Genomic DNA, 17,392 nt, shown 5'->3' on the forward strand with positions numbered 1-17,392 from the left:
ACCTACTATGACCGACGCGATGTCTACCAGGCGACGGGCAGATTCACCGGTGCCCGCACCAGACCGCCGGCGCACCAGATGATGTCGTCGACGTCGGCGGCCAGCCGCAGATCCGGGAAGCGCCGCAGCAGCGCACCGATCGCGACCTGGAGCTCCATCCTGGCCAGAGCGGCGCCAAGACAGCGGTGAACGCCGTGCCCGAACGCGAAATGGGCGGGCCTGGGCCGGGCGAAGTCCAGCCGGTCCGGCTCGGCGAAGACCTCCTCGTCGCGGTTCGCCCCGGCCATCAGCGGCATCACGAACTCGCCGCGGCGCACCAGGACGCCACCGAGCCGCACGTCCTCGGTGGCGAGGCGGGGCAGGCCGGTCGCCACGCCGGACGGCACGAACCGCAGCATCTCCTCCACCGCGGCGGGCAGCTGTTCGGGCCGGTCCAGCAGCTCTCGCCGCTGGTCGGGGTGGGTGAGCAGGAGGTACGTGAGGTTGGCGATCTGGTCCGCGGTCGCCTCGTGGCCCGCGACGAGCAGCATGAACGCTACGGCGAGCAGCTCGTCGGCGGTGAGCGAGCCGCCGTCGATCAACGAGCTGAGCAGATCGTCGCCGGGGCTCGCCCGCTTGCGCTCGATGAGCTGGGACAGGTACGTCTGAAGCTCCTCCCGCTGCGCCATCAGCTCCTCCACGGTCCGCGTGAAGACCGCCGGTACGGAGAAGGCGTCGGCGAGCCGGCGGAACGCCTGCCGCTCGGCGGCCGGCACGCCCAGCAGCTCGGCGATGACCAGCGCCGGCAGGGGGAGCGCGTACGCCGCCAGCAGGTCCACCGGCGCTTCCTGCTGCCGCATCGCGTCGAGCAGCTCCTCGACGGTCCGCTCGGTGAACGGCCGCAACCGCTCCACGCCACGGACGGTGAACGCGCCGGCCAGCAGCTGCCGCAGCCGGTCGTGCTCCGGCGCGTCGGTGACCAGCAGCACGTTGGCCTGCTGGATGAAGGGCAGGATCCGCGGCTCGTCAGGGCCAACCGCGTCGGCCCGGCTGAAACGCTGGTCCGTCAGCAGCGCCTTGACGTCGCGGTGGCGCACCGCCAGCCAGGTCGCCTGCCCGTACGGCAGCCGCACCCGGTGCATGCCCGGCTCCCGGCGCAGCCGCGCCAGCAGTGGATCGGCGTCCAGGCGAGGTGGATCGCCGGCGGGGAAGAGCGGGTGGTCCAGGTCGTCGCGCAGGGTGTCCACCATGGCCAGAGGATTCCCATCCGTACTGGACGCGCGCTCAAGGCCGGATTGAACGGGCCCCTGTCCAGCGGCTCTCCAGCCGGCGTCGACCAGTGCCCCGCAGCATGTGTGCCGACCCGACGGCACGTCCACGAACCGGAGGACCTCGTGAGAGTGGGAATCGTCTGCGGCGGGACCCGGGGCGACGTCGAGCCGTACGTGGCGCTCGCCTCCGCGCTGCGGGCGGCGGGACACGAGGTGGCGATGGCCGCGTCCGTCGACGCCGGGCAGCTGGTGGCCGCCGCGGACGCGCACTTCGTGCCGCTGGACTTCGACGTGCAGGCGCTGGTGCGAGAAAGCGGTGGGATGGTGGCCGGGGCCGGGCGGCGGCGGGCCGGGTTCCCGGGCTGGAAGGAGATGATGGCGCGGGCGAGCGGGACGATCGGCGACGGCATCAAGGCGCTGGCCAAGCGGTCCGACGTGCTGGTCGCCGGGCTGGGCATGGACGACCACGCGCTCGCCGTGGCCCAGGCGTACGAGGTTCCCCTGGTGACCGCGTACTTCGTGCCGCTGGCAGCCACCGCGGACTTTCCGCACCCGCTGCTCAGCCGTGCCCGCTTGCGCCCCCGCCCGCTGGCCGGGCCGGTGAACCGCGCCACCCACCGGCTCGCCGAGTCGGTCTACTGGCGCGACAAGCAGCCACAGGTCAACGCGCTCCGGCGTTCGTTGGGGCTGCCCCCGGCGTCGGCCTCGGTGATCGCCACTGGGGAGCGGCTCGGCCTGACCACGCTGCACCACTTCAGCACCACCCTCGTGCCGCGCCCCCGCGACTGGGGACCGCACCAGGTGATCACCGGCTACTGGCGGCTGCCGGCGGAGGCGCGCCGCCGGCTGGGCGAGGCGGAGCCGCCCCCCGACCTGGTGGCCTGGCTGGCGGCCGGACCGGCCCCGGTCTTCCTCAGCCTCGGCAGCATGATGATGGCCGAGCCCCGCCGCCTGGTGGACCTCGCGGTCGGGGCCGCCCGCCGCACCGGCTCGCGGGTGCTGATCGGCAGCGGCTGGACCGACCTGAGCGGCGTGGCCGACCAGCTTCCCGCACAGGTGCACGCGGTCGGCGCGGTCGACCACGACTGGCTGTTTCCGCGGTGCGCCGCCATCGTGCACCACGGCGGCTCGGGGACCACCGCCGCCAGCCTGACCGCCGGCCGGCCGAACTGGGTCTACTCGCTCTTCTTCGACCAGCCGTTCTGGGGCAGCCGGGTGACACGGCTCGGCGCCGGCGGCCACACCTACCTCGTCGACCTGGACCTGGACCGGCTGGGCCGGGCGCTGCGCCACCTGGCTCGGCCCGAGGTGCGCGAGCGGGCTGCCGCCTGCGGTGAGCGGCTGCGGGCCGAAGACGGGCTCGGCCGGGCGATCGAGGTCCTGGCCGACGTCGCCCGCCGGGGTGACGCGCCGGCCCAGTGTCCTTAGTGGAACGTCACGTGGACGCGGCGGCCGAACCGGTGGGCCTCGGCGAGTACGGCGTCGCCCCACCGGTCCCACACGCCGCCCAGCCGCGACGTGACGAGCACCAGGTCGACGGAGGACTCCGGCAGCTCGGTGCGCAGGCCGATCCCGTGCAGCGCGGTGTGCCGGCCGCCGTTGGCCGCGGCGGCCAGCGCGTCGGCGTCGAAGTCCAGTAGCACCGAGTCGGGCCACCCGGGCGGGAGCGCCGGACCGCAGCCGATCACGGCCGTCCGCGTACCGGCCGTGACGCCGAGGTCCCGCGCCGCCTGCTCCAGTTCCGGCCGTACGTCCAGACCGTGGGCGCGCGCGGCCCAGCGGGTGAGGTACCGGTGTTCGTCCTCGACGAGACGCACGATGTCCTCGTTCGAGTTGACCGCGCACAGCTCGATCAGGGGTTTGCGGTGCTTGGTGAGAAAGCGGCGCATGTTCACGTCGCCCGCCGTCTTGGTCACCTCCAGCACCCGGTCGACCGGCAGCTCGAACGCCCAGGCCGTCCGCGAGGTGACCAGCCGTACGCCGTGCCGCGTCAGGCGGTATCCCAGCTCGATGTCCTCGTGGCCCCAGCCGCGGAAGTCCTCGTCGAAGCCGCCCACGGCCCAGAAGTCGGCGGCGGACATCGAGACATTCAGGCCCCAGAACAGCAGCCAGGGCGCGGCCAGCTCGCTCAGGTCCCGATCGAAGTACGGTTCGCGCATGTCCATGCCGAGCGGTTGGTCCGCGATCCGCTCGACGACCTCCATGGGGGAGTGCCGGGCGACCAGCTCCTTCAGGGTGTCGCGGCCGGACGTGAAGGCCTCCGGGTTGTAGCCGTGGGCGTAGCCGATGACGGCCACCCCTGGTCCGGCCGGGCTGCCGGCGAGCTGGTGGTGGCGCTGGTGGTCTGCCACGAAGTCCGGTCCGGCGACCGTGCCGCTGTCCAGGAACGCCAGGATCGGGGCGGTGGCCAGCCGGACGCCGAGGTTGCGGTTCCGCGCGTAGGCGGGGCCGTGCGCCGCGACATCGGCCTCGTCGTGGTCCACAACGAGGTGCCGCACCTGGTGCGTCGCCCCGAACTCCCGCACCACTTCAGGCGTCTCGTCGCTCGAGCCGTCGTTGACGACGACGACCTCCATCTCGTGCGCGGGTGCGGTCTGTTCGCGCAGCGATTGAAGCGTCCGCCGGAGCTCGGCGGCGCGGTTGCGCGTCATGATCACCACGGAGGTCCGAGGTGCGGGCGTGGTCATCGGGCGGCCGCCGTGTCGTTCGCGGTCACGCTCGCGACCCACTCCGGCAGCAGTCCCTCGTCGAGCAGGTGGAGAAACGCCGCCTTCGTGACCGTACTGGCGAAGTGGAGCTGCGCGGCGCCGCTGGGTGTCTGGAGCTGCTCCAGCAGCCGCGCCCGCTCCCGCTGGTAGCTGCCGGCCGCGACACCCTTTTCGCGGAACTCGATGACGTCGTACAGGGGTTCCTGCATCACCAGGTGGGACCCCGTCGGCCCGTAGTACTCGAAGATGGCCGCGTCGTGGTCCACGCCGATCCGGTCCGGCTCCAGAAGCTGGACGAGCGTCCAGTGGTACTGGTCGCTGAAACTGAACTGCGCGGTGGTGTCGTAGCCGTGCGCACGCAGCCGCTCCAGCACGGTGAAGCGTTCGCTCGGCGGCTCGGGATACCGGGTGCACAGGTCGAGGAGGTCGCCCGCGGGCCCGATGAAGCCACCGCTGTTGAGGTAGGGCAAGCGGCCGACCGGCGGGTTCTCCCGCAGGGCCAACCCGATGACTCCGATCGGCCAGCTGTTCGTCTCGCCGCTGAAGACGACGCGCTGCGGGAAGCGCGCGTAGGCCCGCTCGATGTGCTGCTTCCCCTGGATGAACAGCGTGTCGTAGGCGTCGGTGAACACGGTGAGCTCATCGGGGTCGGCCGCCTCGGACAGGTACGCCGTCAGCGCGGCGCGCTTGTCCGCGAACGTGAATTGCTCCTTTGTGGAGTGCAGGACGATGAGGTCGAGCCCCGCGTCCCGGCAGGACGGCATGAGCAGCCGTGTGAGGAACGGGTTCTCCAGGTCAGTTGCGATCGTGACAACCTTCATGGGCACAGCGCAGCATCTACCGCTCCACCGGCGGTCGAGCGGTACTCAAGCACCCCTTCCCACGATCGACCCCATGCCGCCCGCCTCCGAGGAGTACTTTCGCGCACTCGGCGACCGCAAGGACATGCTGGCGTTGCTTGCGCTGGCCCCGCTGTCACCGTCCTACCTGCCGTGGAGCGCGAGCGCCATGCGGCCGAGCGCGATCGTCGCTCTCCTCAACGACATCGTGGTCTACCGGCGCCGGCGCGTCGTAGAGCTGGGCGGCGGCATCAGCACCTTCTACATTGGACGCCTGCTCCAGCAGCGGGGTGGGCATCTCTGGACTGTCGAGCACGACGCGGACTGGGCCAAGCTGCTCTGTGACGAGCTGGCGAACGAAGGGCTCGACGCGGTGGTCACCGTGGTCGTGGCCGTGCTGGCACCGATCGCCTCGGAGTGGCCGGGCGAGGACGCCGTCTGGTACGAGCGGGACACCATCACGAAGGCGATCGATGGCGAGCCGGTCGACCTGCTCGTCGTCGACGGGCCACCCGCGTACCGGCCGGAGTGGCGGCACCGCCGGTATCCCGCCGTCCCCTTCTTCGCACCGATGCTCGCCGACGACTACACGGTCGTGCTCGACGACATCAACCGGAGCGGCGAGGAGGAGATCCTGGCGCGCTGGGAAGGCCAGCTCGGCATCACGTTCGAACGCCGCCTTCTGGACGGGACGATCGGCGTCGGGCGCTCCCGGAAGTCATTCGACGTCTGAGGGAGGGCCCAGTGATGAACCGCTTCGTCGCCACCGTACGGCGCGGCTGGCGCCTGCTGCGGCTGCTCGGGCTCGCCGGCCCGCCGGCCGCGGCCGGCCTGATTCTGATCCGGGCGACGGTCGAGGTCAGCCCGGCGCTGGTGGCGCTGGCCGGCGGGCGGCTGGCGGCCATCCTCACCGAGGGCGCGGGCGGCGGCGACGCGCTGCCGGTCGTCGCGGTCCTGGGCGCGGTGCTGCTGGCCGGCCGGGCCGCCGAGTCAATGCAGAGCTACGTCACCATGGAGGTCTCCCACCGCGTCAACGGCGCGCTGCGGGAGAGGCTGCGGGCGATGGCCACGGCGCCGGGCGACCTGAGGCTCATCGAAGACCCGGCGTTCCAGGCCGGCGCCGACCAGGCCGGCGACCTCGGGCTGGGCAACGGCCGGGCCCGGTCACCGGGCGCGGCGGCAGCCGGCCAGGCCGCGCTGGTGCTTCGCCTGGCCGGCGGGCTCGTCGCGGCCGCGGTGGTGGCCCGGTTCTCCGTGTTGCTCGCCGCCGTCCTGCTGGCCATCACCTTGACCATCCGGGCGCTGCTGCGCCGGCAGTGGATGCACATCGCCGAGGTCCGGCACGGCGACCGCACCCGGCAACGGCGGGCCAAGTACTGGGTGAGCCTGGCGACCGAGCCGGAGGCCGCCAAGGAGCTGCGGATCTTCGACCTGGGCCGCTGGGTCGTCCGGCGGTACCTGCGGGACGAGATCGGCGGTGCCGCCGGCGCCTGGCGGGCCACCTTCCGGACCCTGCGCGCGCAGGGTCCGGTCATCGCGCTGTCGGCACTGGCCGCGGGGCTGGCGCTCGGCGTACCGGGCTACGCGGCACTGCACGGGACGATCTCGGCCGGCGGGCTGGTGAGCTGCGTCCTCGCGGCCTGGGGGATGTTCGCACTGAGCTACCTGGGCACCGAGGCCTTCGACATCGAGTACGGGGCGATCACCGTGGGCGCCTACGACCGGCTGGTGCGCCAGCACGGCCGGCCGCCCGCCGCCGGGCCGCCACCACAGCCGCCGGTCGACGACCAGCCGCCGCCACTGGTCCGCTTCGACGGCGTCACGTTCGCCTACCCGGGCCGGTCCCGTTCCGTGCTCGACGGGCTCACCCTCGAACTGCGGCCGGGCGAGGTCACCGCGCTCGTGGGCCGCAGCGGCGCCGGCAAGACCACGCTGATCAAGCTGCTCGCCGGTCTCTACCAGCCGAGCGCCGGCCGGATAACCGTGGACGGCGCGCCATTGGCCGAGCAGGACCCGCGCGCGTGGCGCCGCCGGCTCGCCGTGCTGTTCCAGGACTTCGTGCGATATCCCGAGTCGCTTCGCGCCAACGTTGTCGCCGGCGCCCCGGAGGCGGGCGACGACCTTCCCGGCGTCCTCGCCGCGATCCAGCGCGCGGGCCTGTCCGAGGTGGTCGAGGACCTGCCGGGCGGCGTGGAGACACCGCTGTGGTCCGGGGCGCCCGGCGGGGTCGACCTGTCCGGCGGGCAGTGGCAGCGCGTGGCGCTGGCCCGGGTGCTGTTCGCGGTGGCGCACGGCCGCCGGATCGTGGTGCTCGACGAGCCCACCGCGCACCTCGACGTCGGCCTGGAGGCCGACTTCCACCAGCAGATCATCGCGGCCATGCCGGGGGTGACCGTCGTGCTGATCTCGCACCGGTTGTCGACCGTCCGGCCGGCGCGCGCGATCCTGCTGCTGGCGGGCGGCCGGATCGTGGAGGCCGGTGACCACGACGAGCTGGTCGCGCGGCAGAGCGAGTACGCCCGGCTGTACCAGCTACAGGCGGCCCGCTTCGCGACTCAGAAGGTGTCCGGATGACGGCCGGCCGCTGGCACCTGCTGGCCGACCTGGCGCGGTTGACGACCCGCGGCGACCGGTGGCGTGCGGTCGCGGTGACCGTCATGGCGCTGGCCATCGCCGCCAGCGCCGCTACCATCGGGCTGAGCCAGCGCTGGCTGGTCGACTCCACTGTGCACGGTCAGGCCACGATGGTGCTCGCCGCCGTCGTGCTCGGCGTGCTGGCTCACACGATGACCGCGGCCTGCGGCCGGATCGAGTCCAACCTGCGCCTCTACCTGATCGAACGGTTCGGCATCCTCCTCAACGGCGAGATCGTCGCCTGGTCCGCCCGGCTCCCTACCCTCGACCACCTCGACGATCCACGGTTCCTGGACCGGTCCTCACTGCTGCGGCACAGCACCTGGTTCCTCGCCGCCGGGCTCAGCGCCATCACCGAGGTCGGCATCGCGGCCTGCGGACTGCTGCTCAGCCTCTGGCTGCTCGCCGGCGTCCACCCGGCCCTCGGACTGCTCGCGGTGCTGGCCGTGCCGCCCTTCCTGGCCAACAGGGCGGGGCTGCGCCGGGTGCGCGACGCCCGGGAGCGCGCGGAGGGCACCAGCCGCCTGGAGCAGCGGCTGCACGAACTCGTCATCCGTCCGGAGCCGGCGAAGGAGGCACTGGTCGCCGGAGCCGAGCGGATGCTCAGCGAGCGCGCCGCCCAGTTGTGGCGCGGCGCCTGGCGCGCCGAGGCGAGGGCCAACGGCCTGGCCGGCGTCTGGCAGCTGCTGGGCTGGGCGGTGTATCTCAGCGGGCTGGTCGCCGCGCTGGCCGTCGTGAGCCGGCTAGTCGCCCAGGGTACGGCCAGCGTCGGTGACGCGGTCCTCGTGCTGTCCCTGGGCACCCAGTTGCTTGCCCAGGTCAACGTCGCCATCCAGGCGGCGCATCAGGTCGCCCTGGCCGGTCACGTGACCGAGTACTACCGGTCGCTGCGCGAGCGGGCCCGCCGGCCGCACCCCGGCCGCCAGCCGGCACCTGCCGCGTTGCGTCACGGCATCACGCTGCGCGACGTCTCCTTCGGCTACCGCGGCCAGGAAGGCGTGCTCCGCCGCCTCGACGTCCACCTGCCGGCGGGCTCCACTGTGGCGGTTGTCGGGCTCAACGGCGCGGGCAAGAGCACGCTGGTGAAGCTCCTCTCCGGCATGTACCAACCCAGGGCCGGCAGTATCGAGATCGACGGTGTCCCGCTGCACCAGCTCGATCCGGCGTCGTGGCGGGCGCGGCTCTCCGCCGCTTTCCAGGACGCGGTGCGGTTCCAGGTACGCGTCGACGAAGCGGTGCGGATCGGTGACCTGCACCAGCTCGACCCCGCCGCGGTGCCGGCCGCGGTGGATCGGGCCGGCGCCACCGAGATCGTCGAACAGCTGCCCGAGGGGTACCGCACCCAGCTCGGCACCATGTTCGGCGGGGTGGACCTGTCCGGGGGGCAGTGGCAGCGGTTGGCCATGGCCCGCGCCTGCATGCGCCCCGACCCGCTCCTGCTGCTGCTCGACGAGCCCACCGCGGCGATGGACCCCGCCGCCGAGCACCTGCTGTTCGAGCGGTTCGCCCGGATCGCCGCCGACGCCGCCCGCTCCTGCGGCACCATCACGCTCCTCGTGACGCACAGGTACTCGACCGTACGCGACGCCGACCTCGTCATCGTGCTCGACCGTGGCCGGATCATCGAGCAGGGCCGGCACGAGGAACTGCTGGCGCGCGGCGGCCGGTACGCCGAGCTGTACCGCCTCCAGGCGAAGGGTTACCGGTAAGGGCGTCGAGCGGTGGTCGAGGTACCCGCGAGAGGCGATCGGCACGGTGGTGGGGGTTCGACCGTCGAGGAGAGGGAGGCGCCATGTGCGGCATCGCGGGGTGGGTGGACTTCGGACACGACGTGCCCGACGCGCAAGCGGTCCTGGACGCCATGACCGACGCGCTCGCCAGTCGCGGGCCGGACGCGCGAGGTACCTGGCTGGGCCGGTACGCCGCGCTCGGGCACACCCGCAATTCCGTGATCGACCTCGCCGGCGGCATCCAGCCGATGCTGGCCCGTGAGGACGGGCGGATCCTGGCCGTGCTGACCTACAGCGGCGAGGTGTACAACTTCCGGTCGCTGCGGATCGAGCTGGAGCGGCGCGGCCACACGTTCCTGACCCGCAGTGACACCGAGGTCGTGCTGCGCAGCTACCTGGAGTGGGGCGCGGACTGCGCCCGACACCTGGAGGGCATGTTCGCCTTCGCGGTGTGGGACGAGCGCCGCCAGGAGCTGGTGCTGATCCGCGACCGGCTCGGCATCAAGCCGCTGTTCTACGCCGTGCTCCCCAGCGGTGCCGTCCTGTTCGGCTCCGAGCCCAAGGCGCTGCTGGCACACCCGGGCGTGCGGCCGATCGTCGACGCCGACGGGCTCCGCGAGCTGTTCTCCACCGCCAAGACCCCCGGCCAGGCGGTCTTTCGCGACATGCGCGAGCTGCTGCCCGGCCACACGCTGACGATCTCGCGTACCGGCCGCACCCAGTGTCGCTATTGGACGCTGGAGGCCCGGCCGCACACCGACGACCTGGCCACCACCACGGCCACGGTCAGGTCCATGCTGGAGGAGATCGTCACGCGGGAGCTCGTGGCCGACGTTCCACTGTGTACCGCCCTGTCCGGCGGCATCGACTCCAGCGCGGTCACCGCGCTCGCCTCGATCGCCCGCCGCGCGGCCGGCGACGAGCCGGTGCGCACCATCACCGCGACGTTCGTCGGATACAGCGAGAACTTCCGGCCGGACGACCAGCGGGACACCCCGGACGCGCCGTACGCGGCCGAGCTGGCCCGCCACGTCGGCGCCGAGCACACCGACATCGTGCTCGGCACAGCCGACCTGATCGACCCGGCGGCCCGCCGGGCGGCCCTGGTCGCCCAGGACATGCCGACCACGCTCGGCGACATGGACACCTCGCTCTACCTGATGTTGCGGGCTACGCGCGAGCACTCGACCGTGGCGCTGACCGGCGAGACAGCCGACGAGATCTTCGGCGGCTTCAAGTGGCTACACGACGCCGAACTGGTCGCCGCCGATACATTTCCGTGGGTGGCCGCGGAGATGCGCTCGCCCGCCAGCCGCCTGGGACAGGGCCGGGCGCTGTTCGATCCGGGGCTAATGTCCAAACTGGACATGACCGGCTACTACCGCGACTCCTACCGGCAGGCGCTGCGCGAGACACCGCACCAGGAGGGGGAGAGCGAGCACGAGCACCGGATGCGCGAGCAGTGCTACCTCCAGCTGGTCCGGTGGCTGCCGATGCTGCTGGATCGCGGCGACCGGCTGGCGATGGCCTCCGGCCTGGAGACCCGGGTGCCGTTCTGCGACCACCGCCTGGTCGAGTACGTCTACAACGCCCCGTGGTCGTTCAAGTCCTTCGACGGGCGCGAGAAGAGCCTGCTGCGGGCCGCGGTGAAGGACCTGGTGCCGCCGTCGGTCCTGGCGCGGCCGAAGAGTCCGTACCCGGTGACGCAGGATCCGACCTACACCCAGGCCCTGCACCGCGAACTGTCCGATGTGCTCTCCAACCCGGATTCGCCCGTGCTGCCCTTCCTGCACCTGGAGTCGGCCCAGCAGGCGGTGGCCGAGCTGTCGGCCGGCGCCCACGACTGGCACGCCCGGATGAACGTCGAGATGGCCTGCGGCTTCAACACCTGGCTAACCGAGTACAACGTCGAAATCGCCGTCTGAAGAGCAGGATCCAGAACAATCGTGAGCTACCGCGGCGGGCGTCGCGGTAGCTCACGATCTGGGTTAGCGGCCGCCGGCTACGTGGATGATCGAGCCGTTGATGTTGCCGTTGGCCTCGGAGCAGAGGAACGCTATGAGGTTTCCGACGTCTTCCGGGGTGCTCAGCCGGCCGCTCGGGGTGTCTCTCTCGGCGCGGGCGAGCTGGGCGGGGTCCACGCGCTCCAGGCTCTCCGTTCGGGTGCCGCCCGGTGCCACCACGTTGACCAGGACGCCGCCGCGGCTCCACATCAGACCGCGGGCGAAGCCCTGGACGGCGGCGCGGGACGCGCTGTAGATCTCCGAGCCGGGCAGCCCGTGGTGCGCGGTGACGGAGGAGAGCAGCACCACCCGGCCCCAGCCGCGCTTGCGCATGCCGGTAAGCGCGCACTGCACGGTCAGGAGCTGACCGTCCACATTGGCCCGCAGCAGGTCGGCCCACTCGGCGGGTGGCACGTCCTCGAACAGCGGGGCGGTGTCGGGGTCCACCCAGGTGAACCAGTGGGCGTTGGCCACCAGTACGTCGATGCCGCCCCATTTCCGCTCGACCTCGTCGACCGCGGCGGTGATCGAGGCCGGGTCCCGCAGCTCGTAGGGCATCGCCATCGACCGGCCGGTGCCGCCGAGCTCCTCGACCACCTCGGCGGCCCGGCCGGCGGCCGACTGGTAGGTGATCGCGACGCGGGCGCCCTCGGCGGCGAAGATCCGGGCGGTCACCCGGCCGATGCCGCGGGTCGCGCCGGTCACCAGGACCCGCTTGTCGGTGAGGCCGAGGTCCATGTCAGTCCTCCTCGCGTTCGGCGCCCCGGTACTGGTACAGGGCGTCGGACATTCGTCGTTTGACGGCGGGCAGCCGGTTGGCCACGCGCATCCCGGTGCGCATACCGGCCAGGACCGCCCGCCCGATGTACGGCTTGTGCAGCGGGTCGTCGCCGCTCTGCTTGCGCCGGGAGTCGCGGACGGCGGCGAAGCCGTACTCAGTCATCTTGGCCTCGTATCGCGCCACCGCCTCCCGCACCGTGGCCTTGCCGTCGCGGACGTCGCGAAGCGTGCGGCAGAGCAGCGCGGCGTCGCGCAGCGCCGTGTTGGCGCCCACGCCCCGGCCCGGCGTCATGGTGTGTATGGCGTCGCCGAGCAGCGTCACGTGGGTCGCCTCCCACGCCGGCACCGGCGTGGAGGTGGCGATGTTGACCGGGAAGGCGGTGCCGGGGTCCGTGAGCTCGAAGAGCGTGCGCAGGTGGGGATGCCAGCCGGGTGTCATTTCGAGCGCCAGGTGGGCGAGGTCGGCGCCCCGCATCGCCATCACGTCGCTGGGGAACCGCGTGGTCGCCGCGGCGAAACCCCAGTTGATGTAATCGCGGGTGTTGTCGTACATCAGGCCGGGCCACTTGGCCAGCAGCGCGGCGTCGCTGGCGCCGATGTGGGGGTGCGGCACGCCGGCGCGGTCCCACTTGAACTCCATCACGTGCAGCACGCAGCTGTAGCCCTTCGGGGCGAACACGATGGAGATGCCCGCGAAGACCTTGGGTGGCAGCAGCGCCTTGGTCTGTTCGTTCAGCTCGACCTTGCCGCCGATGGCGATCACGCCGGCCGGCTCCACGACGGCGTGCGGCAGGTACTGCCGGCGCACCCGCGATCCGGTGCCGTCGGCGGCGACCAGCAGGTCGCCGGTGGCGCGGGTGCCGTCGGCGAAGTGGGCGGTCACCGACCCGCCCGGGTCCTGCTCGAAGTGCGTGAAGGTCTTGTCGAAACGGACGACGTCTTCCAGGCCGGTCAGCAGCACCTGGCGCAGGGTCATCCGGCTGACCGACTTTTCGCTGTTGATCGGGTCGGACTCGTCGCGAAGGGGCAGCGAGAGCAGCTCGGACAGGCGCTCGTCGAGCATGGTGAAGTGCATGGGCGCGCGGGCGCAGGTGGCGACGAAGGTGTCGTAGAGCTCGGGCGGCAGGCAGGCGTGCAGGGCCCGGCTGCCGTCAGGGTCGATCCCGACGCGGTAGCCGTGCAGCCCGTCGGCCCGGTCCCGGTCGCGCTCGTAGACCTCGACTGGGATGCCGGCCCGCTTGAGTCCGTGCGCCAGGCACATCCCTCCCGTGCCGGCGCCGATGACGATGACGCGCGGCGGCATGGCCATGACGTGCCTCCTTGGTTCGCGCGGACGTCGCGTGTGGATCGCTCATATTAAGGTTATCCATAATATGTGTAGCGTGGTAGGTATCGAAAACACCGAACATGTGTAAGGCTGCTCTTACATATGGAGGGTCTATGGACGCGGTACCGCCGAACGGCGACCGCCTGCTGCACATGCTGGGGGCGCTCGCCAACCCGCACCGGCTGCGGATAGTCGCCGCCCTCGCCAGCCGCCGCAACTACGTCAGCCAGCTCGCCCGCGACCTCGGCATCAGCCGCCCGCTGCTGCACATGCACCTGCAACGGCTGGAGTCCGCCGGCCTGGTCTCCGGCGTACTGGAGGTCTCGGCCGACGGCAAGGCGATGAAGTACTTCGAGGTCGCGCCCTTCACGGTGGCGCTGACGCCGACCACGGTCGCCGAGGCGGCCTCCACCCTGACCCCTGACCCCCCGGAGGCGAAGGACTGATGGACGAAACGTCGGTCACGATCAACGGAATCTGGTTCACGGCGGCGATCTTCGCGCTGATCGCCGTCGTGCTGGTCGTCATCATCTGGCAGGTCGGCTCCGCACTGCGGGCGCGCGCGGCGGTGAGCCGCGAAGACGCCTACCGCAAGCTCGCCGACCAGGTGGGCGACGCGCAGGCACGGGCCGGTGACGACCTGAGCCGGCTGGCCGAGGACGTGCGCGACATGAAGGGCCGCATCATCGCGATGGAGCGGATGATGCGCGAGGTCGACTGACCTCCTGCGGCCTCCTGGCCCGGGATGGCCGTTCCAGCCAGCCTTGAGTGGTCGGCCGCATGCTCCCCCGGAGCGGGACGGCAGCCAGCCGTCAAGGGGAGGTGGAGCGCGCATGCGAGTCGAGGATCGTCGATCACGCTGGACCGCGCTGCTGTGGCGCCTGCTGAGCTGGGTCGTCGCGGTGGCGCGGGCCAACGTGGTACGCCCGTACTGGCCGCCCTTCCACCCCTGGCGACCCCGGTAACCGCCGCCCGCCAGGAGTGTAGGGAGGCAGACCACCGATGAAACGCTCGCACATCATCCGGACTCTCGCGCTGGGAGTCGGTGCGCTCCTGGTGGCCGCCGCGGCGGTGCCGGTGACGCCGGCCTCGGCCGCTGGGGGTGGGGGCCGGCACTACTTTGTGGACTGTGCACAAGGGAGCGACGCGGGCCCGGGCACCGCAGGCCGTCCCTGGCGCACGCTGGCGCGGGTCAACACGACCCAGCTGAAGCCGGGAGACGCCGTGCGCCTGCGCGCCGGCACGACCTGCACCGGCACCCTGGCGCCGCGCGGCTCCGGGACACCCCGACGGCCGATCACCCTCGGCGCGTACGGGGTGGGCAGCGCACCGCACATCGACGGCGGCGGCGCCCGGGCCGCCGTGTTCCTGCACAACGTGCAGGGCTGGGAACTGCGCGACCTCCGGATCAGCAACGCCGGTCCGCCGCCCACCGCGGGGCAGCAGCGGGTGGGCCTGTACGTGCTGCTGGAAGACTTCGGGATCGGCCGCCACTACAAGGTGTCGCGGGTATCGGTGCACGACGTCAACGGGTGCGACTGCCGGTTCCCCGGCCCCAGCGGCGGAATCGTTTTCGAGGCCGGCGGCGCCAGCGTGCCGACCGGGTTCGACGGCATCTCGGTGCGCGACAACGCGGTCTCCACGGTCGACCGGATCGGCATCGGCACCTTCTCCAGCTGGCAACGGCGCGACATCCACCCCGAGGGGCCGGGCACCTCGTTCGTGCCGATCACCGGGGTCACCATGGAGCGCAACCGGCTCACCGACATCGGCGGGGACGGCGTCGCCATCCTCAACGGCGTCGGCGCCCGGGTGCGGCACAACGTGATCGACGGCTACAACACCCGCTCGCTGGACTACAACGTCGGCATGTACGCCTGGAACTCCGACCGCACGCTCTTCGAGTACAACGAGGTGGCCGGCGGCCGGGGCGTCGGGATGGCGTTCGCGCTGGAGGGTGCCAACGACGGCACCGTCTACCAGTACAACCTCACGCGAGACAACGGCGGCGGGTTCCTGTACGCGTGCAACTCGGACGGCTCGACGTCGCGCAACGGCGTGGTGCGATACAACATCAGCCAGAACGACGTGGGCGGCAGCAACTTCTTCGGGATCTTCACGCTGCTGTGCGACCCGCAGCCGAACACCGTGGTGCACAACAACACGTTCTACGCCCCGACCAGCGAGCGGATCGTCAACAACGCCGGCACCACCGCCGTGCGGTTCGTCAACAACGTCTTCGTCGGCCGGCCGGCCGGGTCGGTCATCAGGGACCCGCACGGCGACTACGCGCACAACCTCTACCAGAACGTGCCCGCGCCGCCCGGCGACACCGCCGCCGTGACCGGCGCCCCGATGCTCGCCGCGCCGGGTACCGCGTCGTCGCTGGCCACCACCGACGGGTACCTGCTGCTAGCCGGGTCGCCGGCGCTGGGCGCCGGCACGGCGGTGCCCGGGGTGCGGCGCGACTTCTTCGGCAACCCGGTGCCGGCCGATGGTGCCAACATCGGCGCGTACCAAGGCCCGGGCCGATGAGCACCACTGTGGACAGGAGGTCGCCATGCCGATAGCGGCGCTGACCTACGACATCATCGCCGGGCACGAGGACGACGTCGCGGAGGTGTTCCGTGGCTTCCGCCGGCCGCCGTCGCCGGACATCCCCGGCGACGGCAACGGGGACGCCCCGGCGGCCCGCATCCTGGCCACCGCGGTCTTCATCCGCGACGACACCCTGGTGCGGGTCATCGAGTACGAAGGCGACCTGCAGGCCGTGGCCCGGTTCATGGCCGGGCAGCCCGGCGTGCGGGAGGTGGAGCGCCGCCTCAAGCCGTACCTGCGCAATCCGCGGGACACCGACACGCCGGAGGGGTTCGTCCGCACGTTCAACGCGAGCCTGCTGCGCTGCGTCACCCACCTGTCCGTCCCCCGCTGACCCCACCCATAGGCCCGGAGCCGGGAAAGGCTCCGGGCCCGAACGCTCAGGGCTTGTGGCAGACGACGATGGTGTCGAAGTCGCCGAGCGGCCGGTCGGTGATCCTCTCGAACCCGGCCTCGGCGGCCGCCGCACGCAGCTCCTGCACCGGGTATTCGCTGCCGCCGTCGGTGACCAGCAACATGTCCAGGCTGATCACCAGGTTCTCCACGTGCCGCGGGTCGTCGTCGAGCATCCGGTCGTAGACCACCAGCGCGCCGCCCGGGTTCGTCGCGGCGTACGCCGCGCGGACCAGTTGCCGCCGCTGGTCGGCGTCCCAGTCGTGCAGCACGTGACCGAGGACGACGACGTCGGCCGCCGGCAGCGGGTCGGCGAAGAAGTCGCCGCCGTGGAACTCCAGCCGGTCGGCCACCCCCTGCGCTTCAACGTGCTCAGCGAAGAACGGCGCCATCGGGGGCAGGTCGAAGACGTGACCGCGCAGGCCCGGGTTCGCCGTGACCAGATGGGCGGCGAGGTTTCCCCGGCAGCCCCCCACGTCCAGCAGCGACCCGTATCGCGACCAGGGGAACGCCTCCACCAGCGCTGGCGCGAGCTGCTGGGTGAGCGCGTCCATCATGCCGATGAACTGCCGCAGCACGGCCGGGCGCTCCAGCACCTCGGCGAAGCTGCCGCCGGACTGCGGCTTGCCCGTGCGTAGCGCCTCGCTCAGCCGGCCCCAGGCGGGGTACAGGTTGCGGTTGGACCGTTGCAGGAACCCGCCGATGTAGCTCTCGCCGCCGGGCACCAGGTGCCGCTGCGCGCCGGCGGCGTTGCCGAACGCCTCGCCGCTCTTCACCAGCACGCCCAGGGCGGCCAGCAGGTGCAGGAAGTCCGACAGCCCGCGCCCGTGCAGGCGCAGGCGCTCGCGGATCTCCTCCTCCGTGGCCGGTCCGTCCTTCAGCACGCCGAACAGGTCCAACTCGACAGCGGTCAGCAGCGCCTTTGCGTCGCAGAAGGCGTTTCCCAGGCGCAGCAGGCCGGCTGCGGTGCCGACGTCCAGTTCCGTGGTTGTCATGTCGACGTTCCTCTCTCCGGCGATGGTTGCCGGGCCGGATAGTCCGGCACCCGGTTCGAGGCGCGCTCTACCCGCGGTGGAAGAGCGACACCCGCTGTGGAAAGAGCGTGACCGCGACCGCGCCGCCAGCCATCC

16 protein-coding genes are annotated in these 17,392 nt (G+C 71.9%); 10 read left to right on the top strand and 6 right to left on the bottom strand.

Annotated elements, in window-relative coordinates; genetic code table 11:
* Positions 1–23: 23 nt before the first annotated feature.
* Positions 24–1,229, bottom strand: coding sequence for a cytochrome P450 (locus tag QMG73_RS18880; protein ID WP_281897392.1), 1,206 nt, complete (start codon positions 1,227–1,229; stop codon positions 24–26).
* A gap of 144 nt (positions 1,230–1,373) precedes the next feature.
* On the opposite strand from QMG73_RS18880, the gene QMG73_RS18885 reads away from it, so the two are divergent.
* Positions 1,374–2,678, top strand: a complete 1,305-nt coding sequence (locus QMG73_RS18885) for a glycosyltransferase (RefSeq protein ID WP_281897395.1) — start codon at positions 1,374–1,376, stop codon at positions 2,676–2,678.
* On the opposite strand, the gene QMG73_RS18890 is transcribed toward QMG73_RS18885, so the two are convergent.
* Together QMG73_RS18890 and QMG73_RS18895 are read right to left on the bottom strand one after the other, a co-directional pair.
* On the bottom strand, positions 2,675–3,937 hold the full coding sequence (locus QMG73_RS18890) for a glycosyltransferase (protein ID WP_281897397.1): 1,263 nt from the start codon (positions 3,935–3,937) through the stop codon (positions 2,675–2,677). The two genes, QMG73_RS18885 and QMG73_RS18890, sit on opposite strands and share 4 nt — an antisense overlap.
* A complete protein-coding gene (locus tag QMG73_RS18895; protein WP_281897400.1) occupies positions 3,934–4,779 on the bottom strand; it encodes a glycosyltransferase domain-containing protein in 846 nt (281 codons plus the stop codon). Before QMG73_RS18895 ends, QMG73_RS18890 begins: the two co-directional genes overlap by 4 nt.
* A gap of 73 nt (positions 4,780–4,852) precedes the next feature.
* On the opposite strand from QMG73_RS18895, the gene QMG73_RS18900 reads away from it, so the two are divergent.
* The 4 genes from QMG73_RS18900 to asnB all read left to right on the top strand — a co-directional run bounded on the left by QMG73_RS18900 (position 4,853) and on the right by asnB (position 11,086).
* Entirely contained in the window at positions 4,853–5,530 is a 678-nt protein-coding gene (locus QMG73_RS18900) for a class I SAM-dependent methyltransferase (RefSeq protein ID WP_281897402.1), read from the top strand.
* Positions 5,531–5,544: 14 nt separating this feature from the next.
* Positions 5,545–7,371, top strand: a complete 1,827-nt coding sequence (locus QMG73_RS18905; RefSeq protein WP_281897404.1) for an ABC transporter ATP-binding protein — start codon at positions 5,545–5,547, stop codon at positions 7,369–7,371.
* Entirely contained in the window at positions 7,368–9,140 is a 1,773-nt protein-coding gene (locus QMG73_RS18910; protein WP_281897407.1) for an ABC transporter ATP-binding protein, read from the top strand. The genes QMG73_RS18905 and QMG73_RS18910 overlap by 4 nt, the downstream gene beginning before the upstream one ends.
* A gap of 83 nt (positions 9,141–9,223) precedes the next feature.
* Positions 9,224–11,086: an asparagine synthase (glutamine-hydrolyzing) gene (gene asnB, locus QMG73_RS18915; protein ID WP_281897409.1), complete on the top strand. Its 1,863-nt coding sequence runs from the start codon at positions 9,224–9,226 to the stop codon at positions 11,084–11,086.
* 63 nt (positions 11,087–11,149) lie between these two features.
* Here asnB and QMG73_RS18920 read toward each other — a convergent pair whose 3' ends face one another.
* Positions 11,150–11,902 carry an SDR family NAD(P)-dependent oxidoreductase gene (locus tag QMG73_RS18920; protein WP_281897413.1) on the bottom strand — a complete coding sequence of 251 codons (753 nt, stop codon included), beginning with the start codon at positions 11,900–11,902 and terminating at the stop codon, positions 11,150–11,152.
* A gap of 1 nt (position 11,903) precedes the next feature.
* On the bottom strand, positions 11,904–13,253 hold the full coding sequence (locus tag QMG73_RS18925; RefSeq protein WP_281897416.1) for an FAD-dependent oxidoreductase: 1,350 nt from the start codon (positions 13,251–13,253) through the stop codon (positions 11,904–11,906).
* A 131-nt stretch (positions 13,254–13,384) separates the two neighbouring features.
* Here QMG73_RS18925 and QMG73_RS18930 point away from each other — a divergent pair, with 131 nt between their 5' ends.
* The 5 genes from QMG73_RS18930 (at position 13,385) to QMG73_RS18950 (ending at position 16,203) form a co-directional block, all read left to right on the top strand.
* Positions 13,385–13,717: an ArsR/SmtB family transcription factor gene (locus QMG73_RS18930; RefSeq protein ID WP_281897418.1), complete on the top strand. Its 333-nt coding sequence runs from the start codon at positions 13,385–13,387 to the stop codon at positions 13,715–13,717.
* Positions 13,717–13,992, top strand: a complete 276-nt coding sequence (locus QMG73_RS18935; protein ID WP_281897421.1) for a hypothetical protein — start codon at positions 13,717–13,719, stop codon at positions 13,990–13,992. The genes QMG73_RS18930 and QMG73_RS18935 overlap by 1 nt, the downstream gene beginning before the upstream one ends.
* A gap of 112 nt (positions 13,993–14,104) precedes the next feature.
* Positions 14,105–14,236 (top strand): hypothetical protein, encoded by a 132-nt coding sequence (locus tag QMG73_RS18940; RefSeq protein ID WP_281897423.1) that lies wholly within the window; start codon positions 14,105–14,107, stop codon positions 14,234–14,236.
* Positions 14,237–14,273: 37 nt separating this feature from the next.
* Entirely contained in the window at positions 14,274–15,806 is a 1,533-nt protein-coding gene (locus QMG73_RS18945) for a right-handed parallel beta-helix repeat-containing protein (protein ID WP_281897426.1), read from the top strand.
* A gap of 25 nt (positions 15,807–15,831) precedes the next feature.
* Complete coding sequence (locus QMG73_RS18950; RefSeq protein WP_281897428.1) at positions 15,832–16,203, top strand: SchA/CurD-like domain-containing protein; 372 nt, start codon at positions 15,832–15,834, stop codon at positions 16,201–16,203.
* Positions 16,204–16,249: 46 nt separating this feature from the next.
* On the opposite strand, the gene QMG73_RS18955 is transcribed toward QMG73_RS18950, so the two are convergent.
* Positions 16,250–17,257 (bottom strand): methyltransferase, encoded by a 1,008-nt coding sequence (locus QMG73_RS18955; RefSeq protein WP_281897430.1) that lies wholly within the window; start codon positions 17,255–17,257, stop codon positions 16,250–16,252.
* Positions 17,258–17,392 lie beyond the last annotated feature (135 nt).

This window comes from Phytohabitans aurantiacus, from assembly GCF_027923225.1.
Classification (GTDB): Bacteria; Actinomycetota; Actinomycetes; order Mycobacteriales; family Micromonosporaceae; genus Phytohabitans; species Phytohabitans aurantiacus.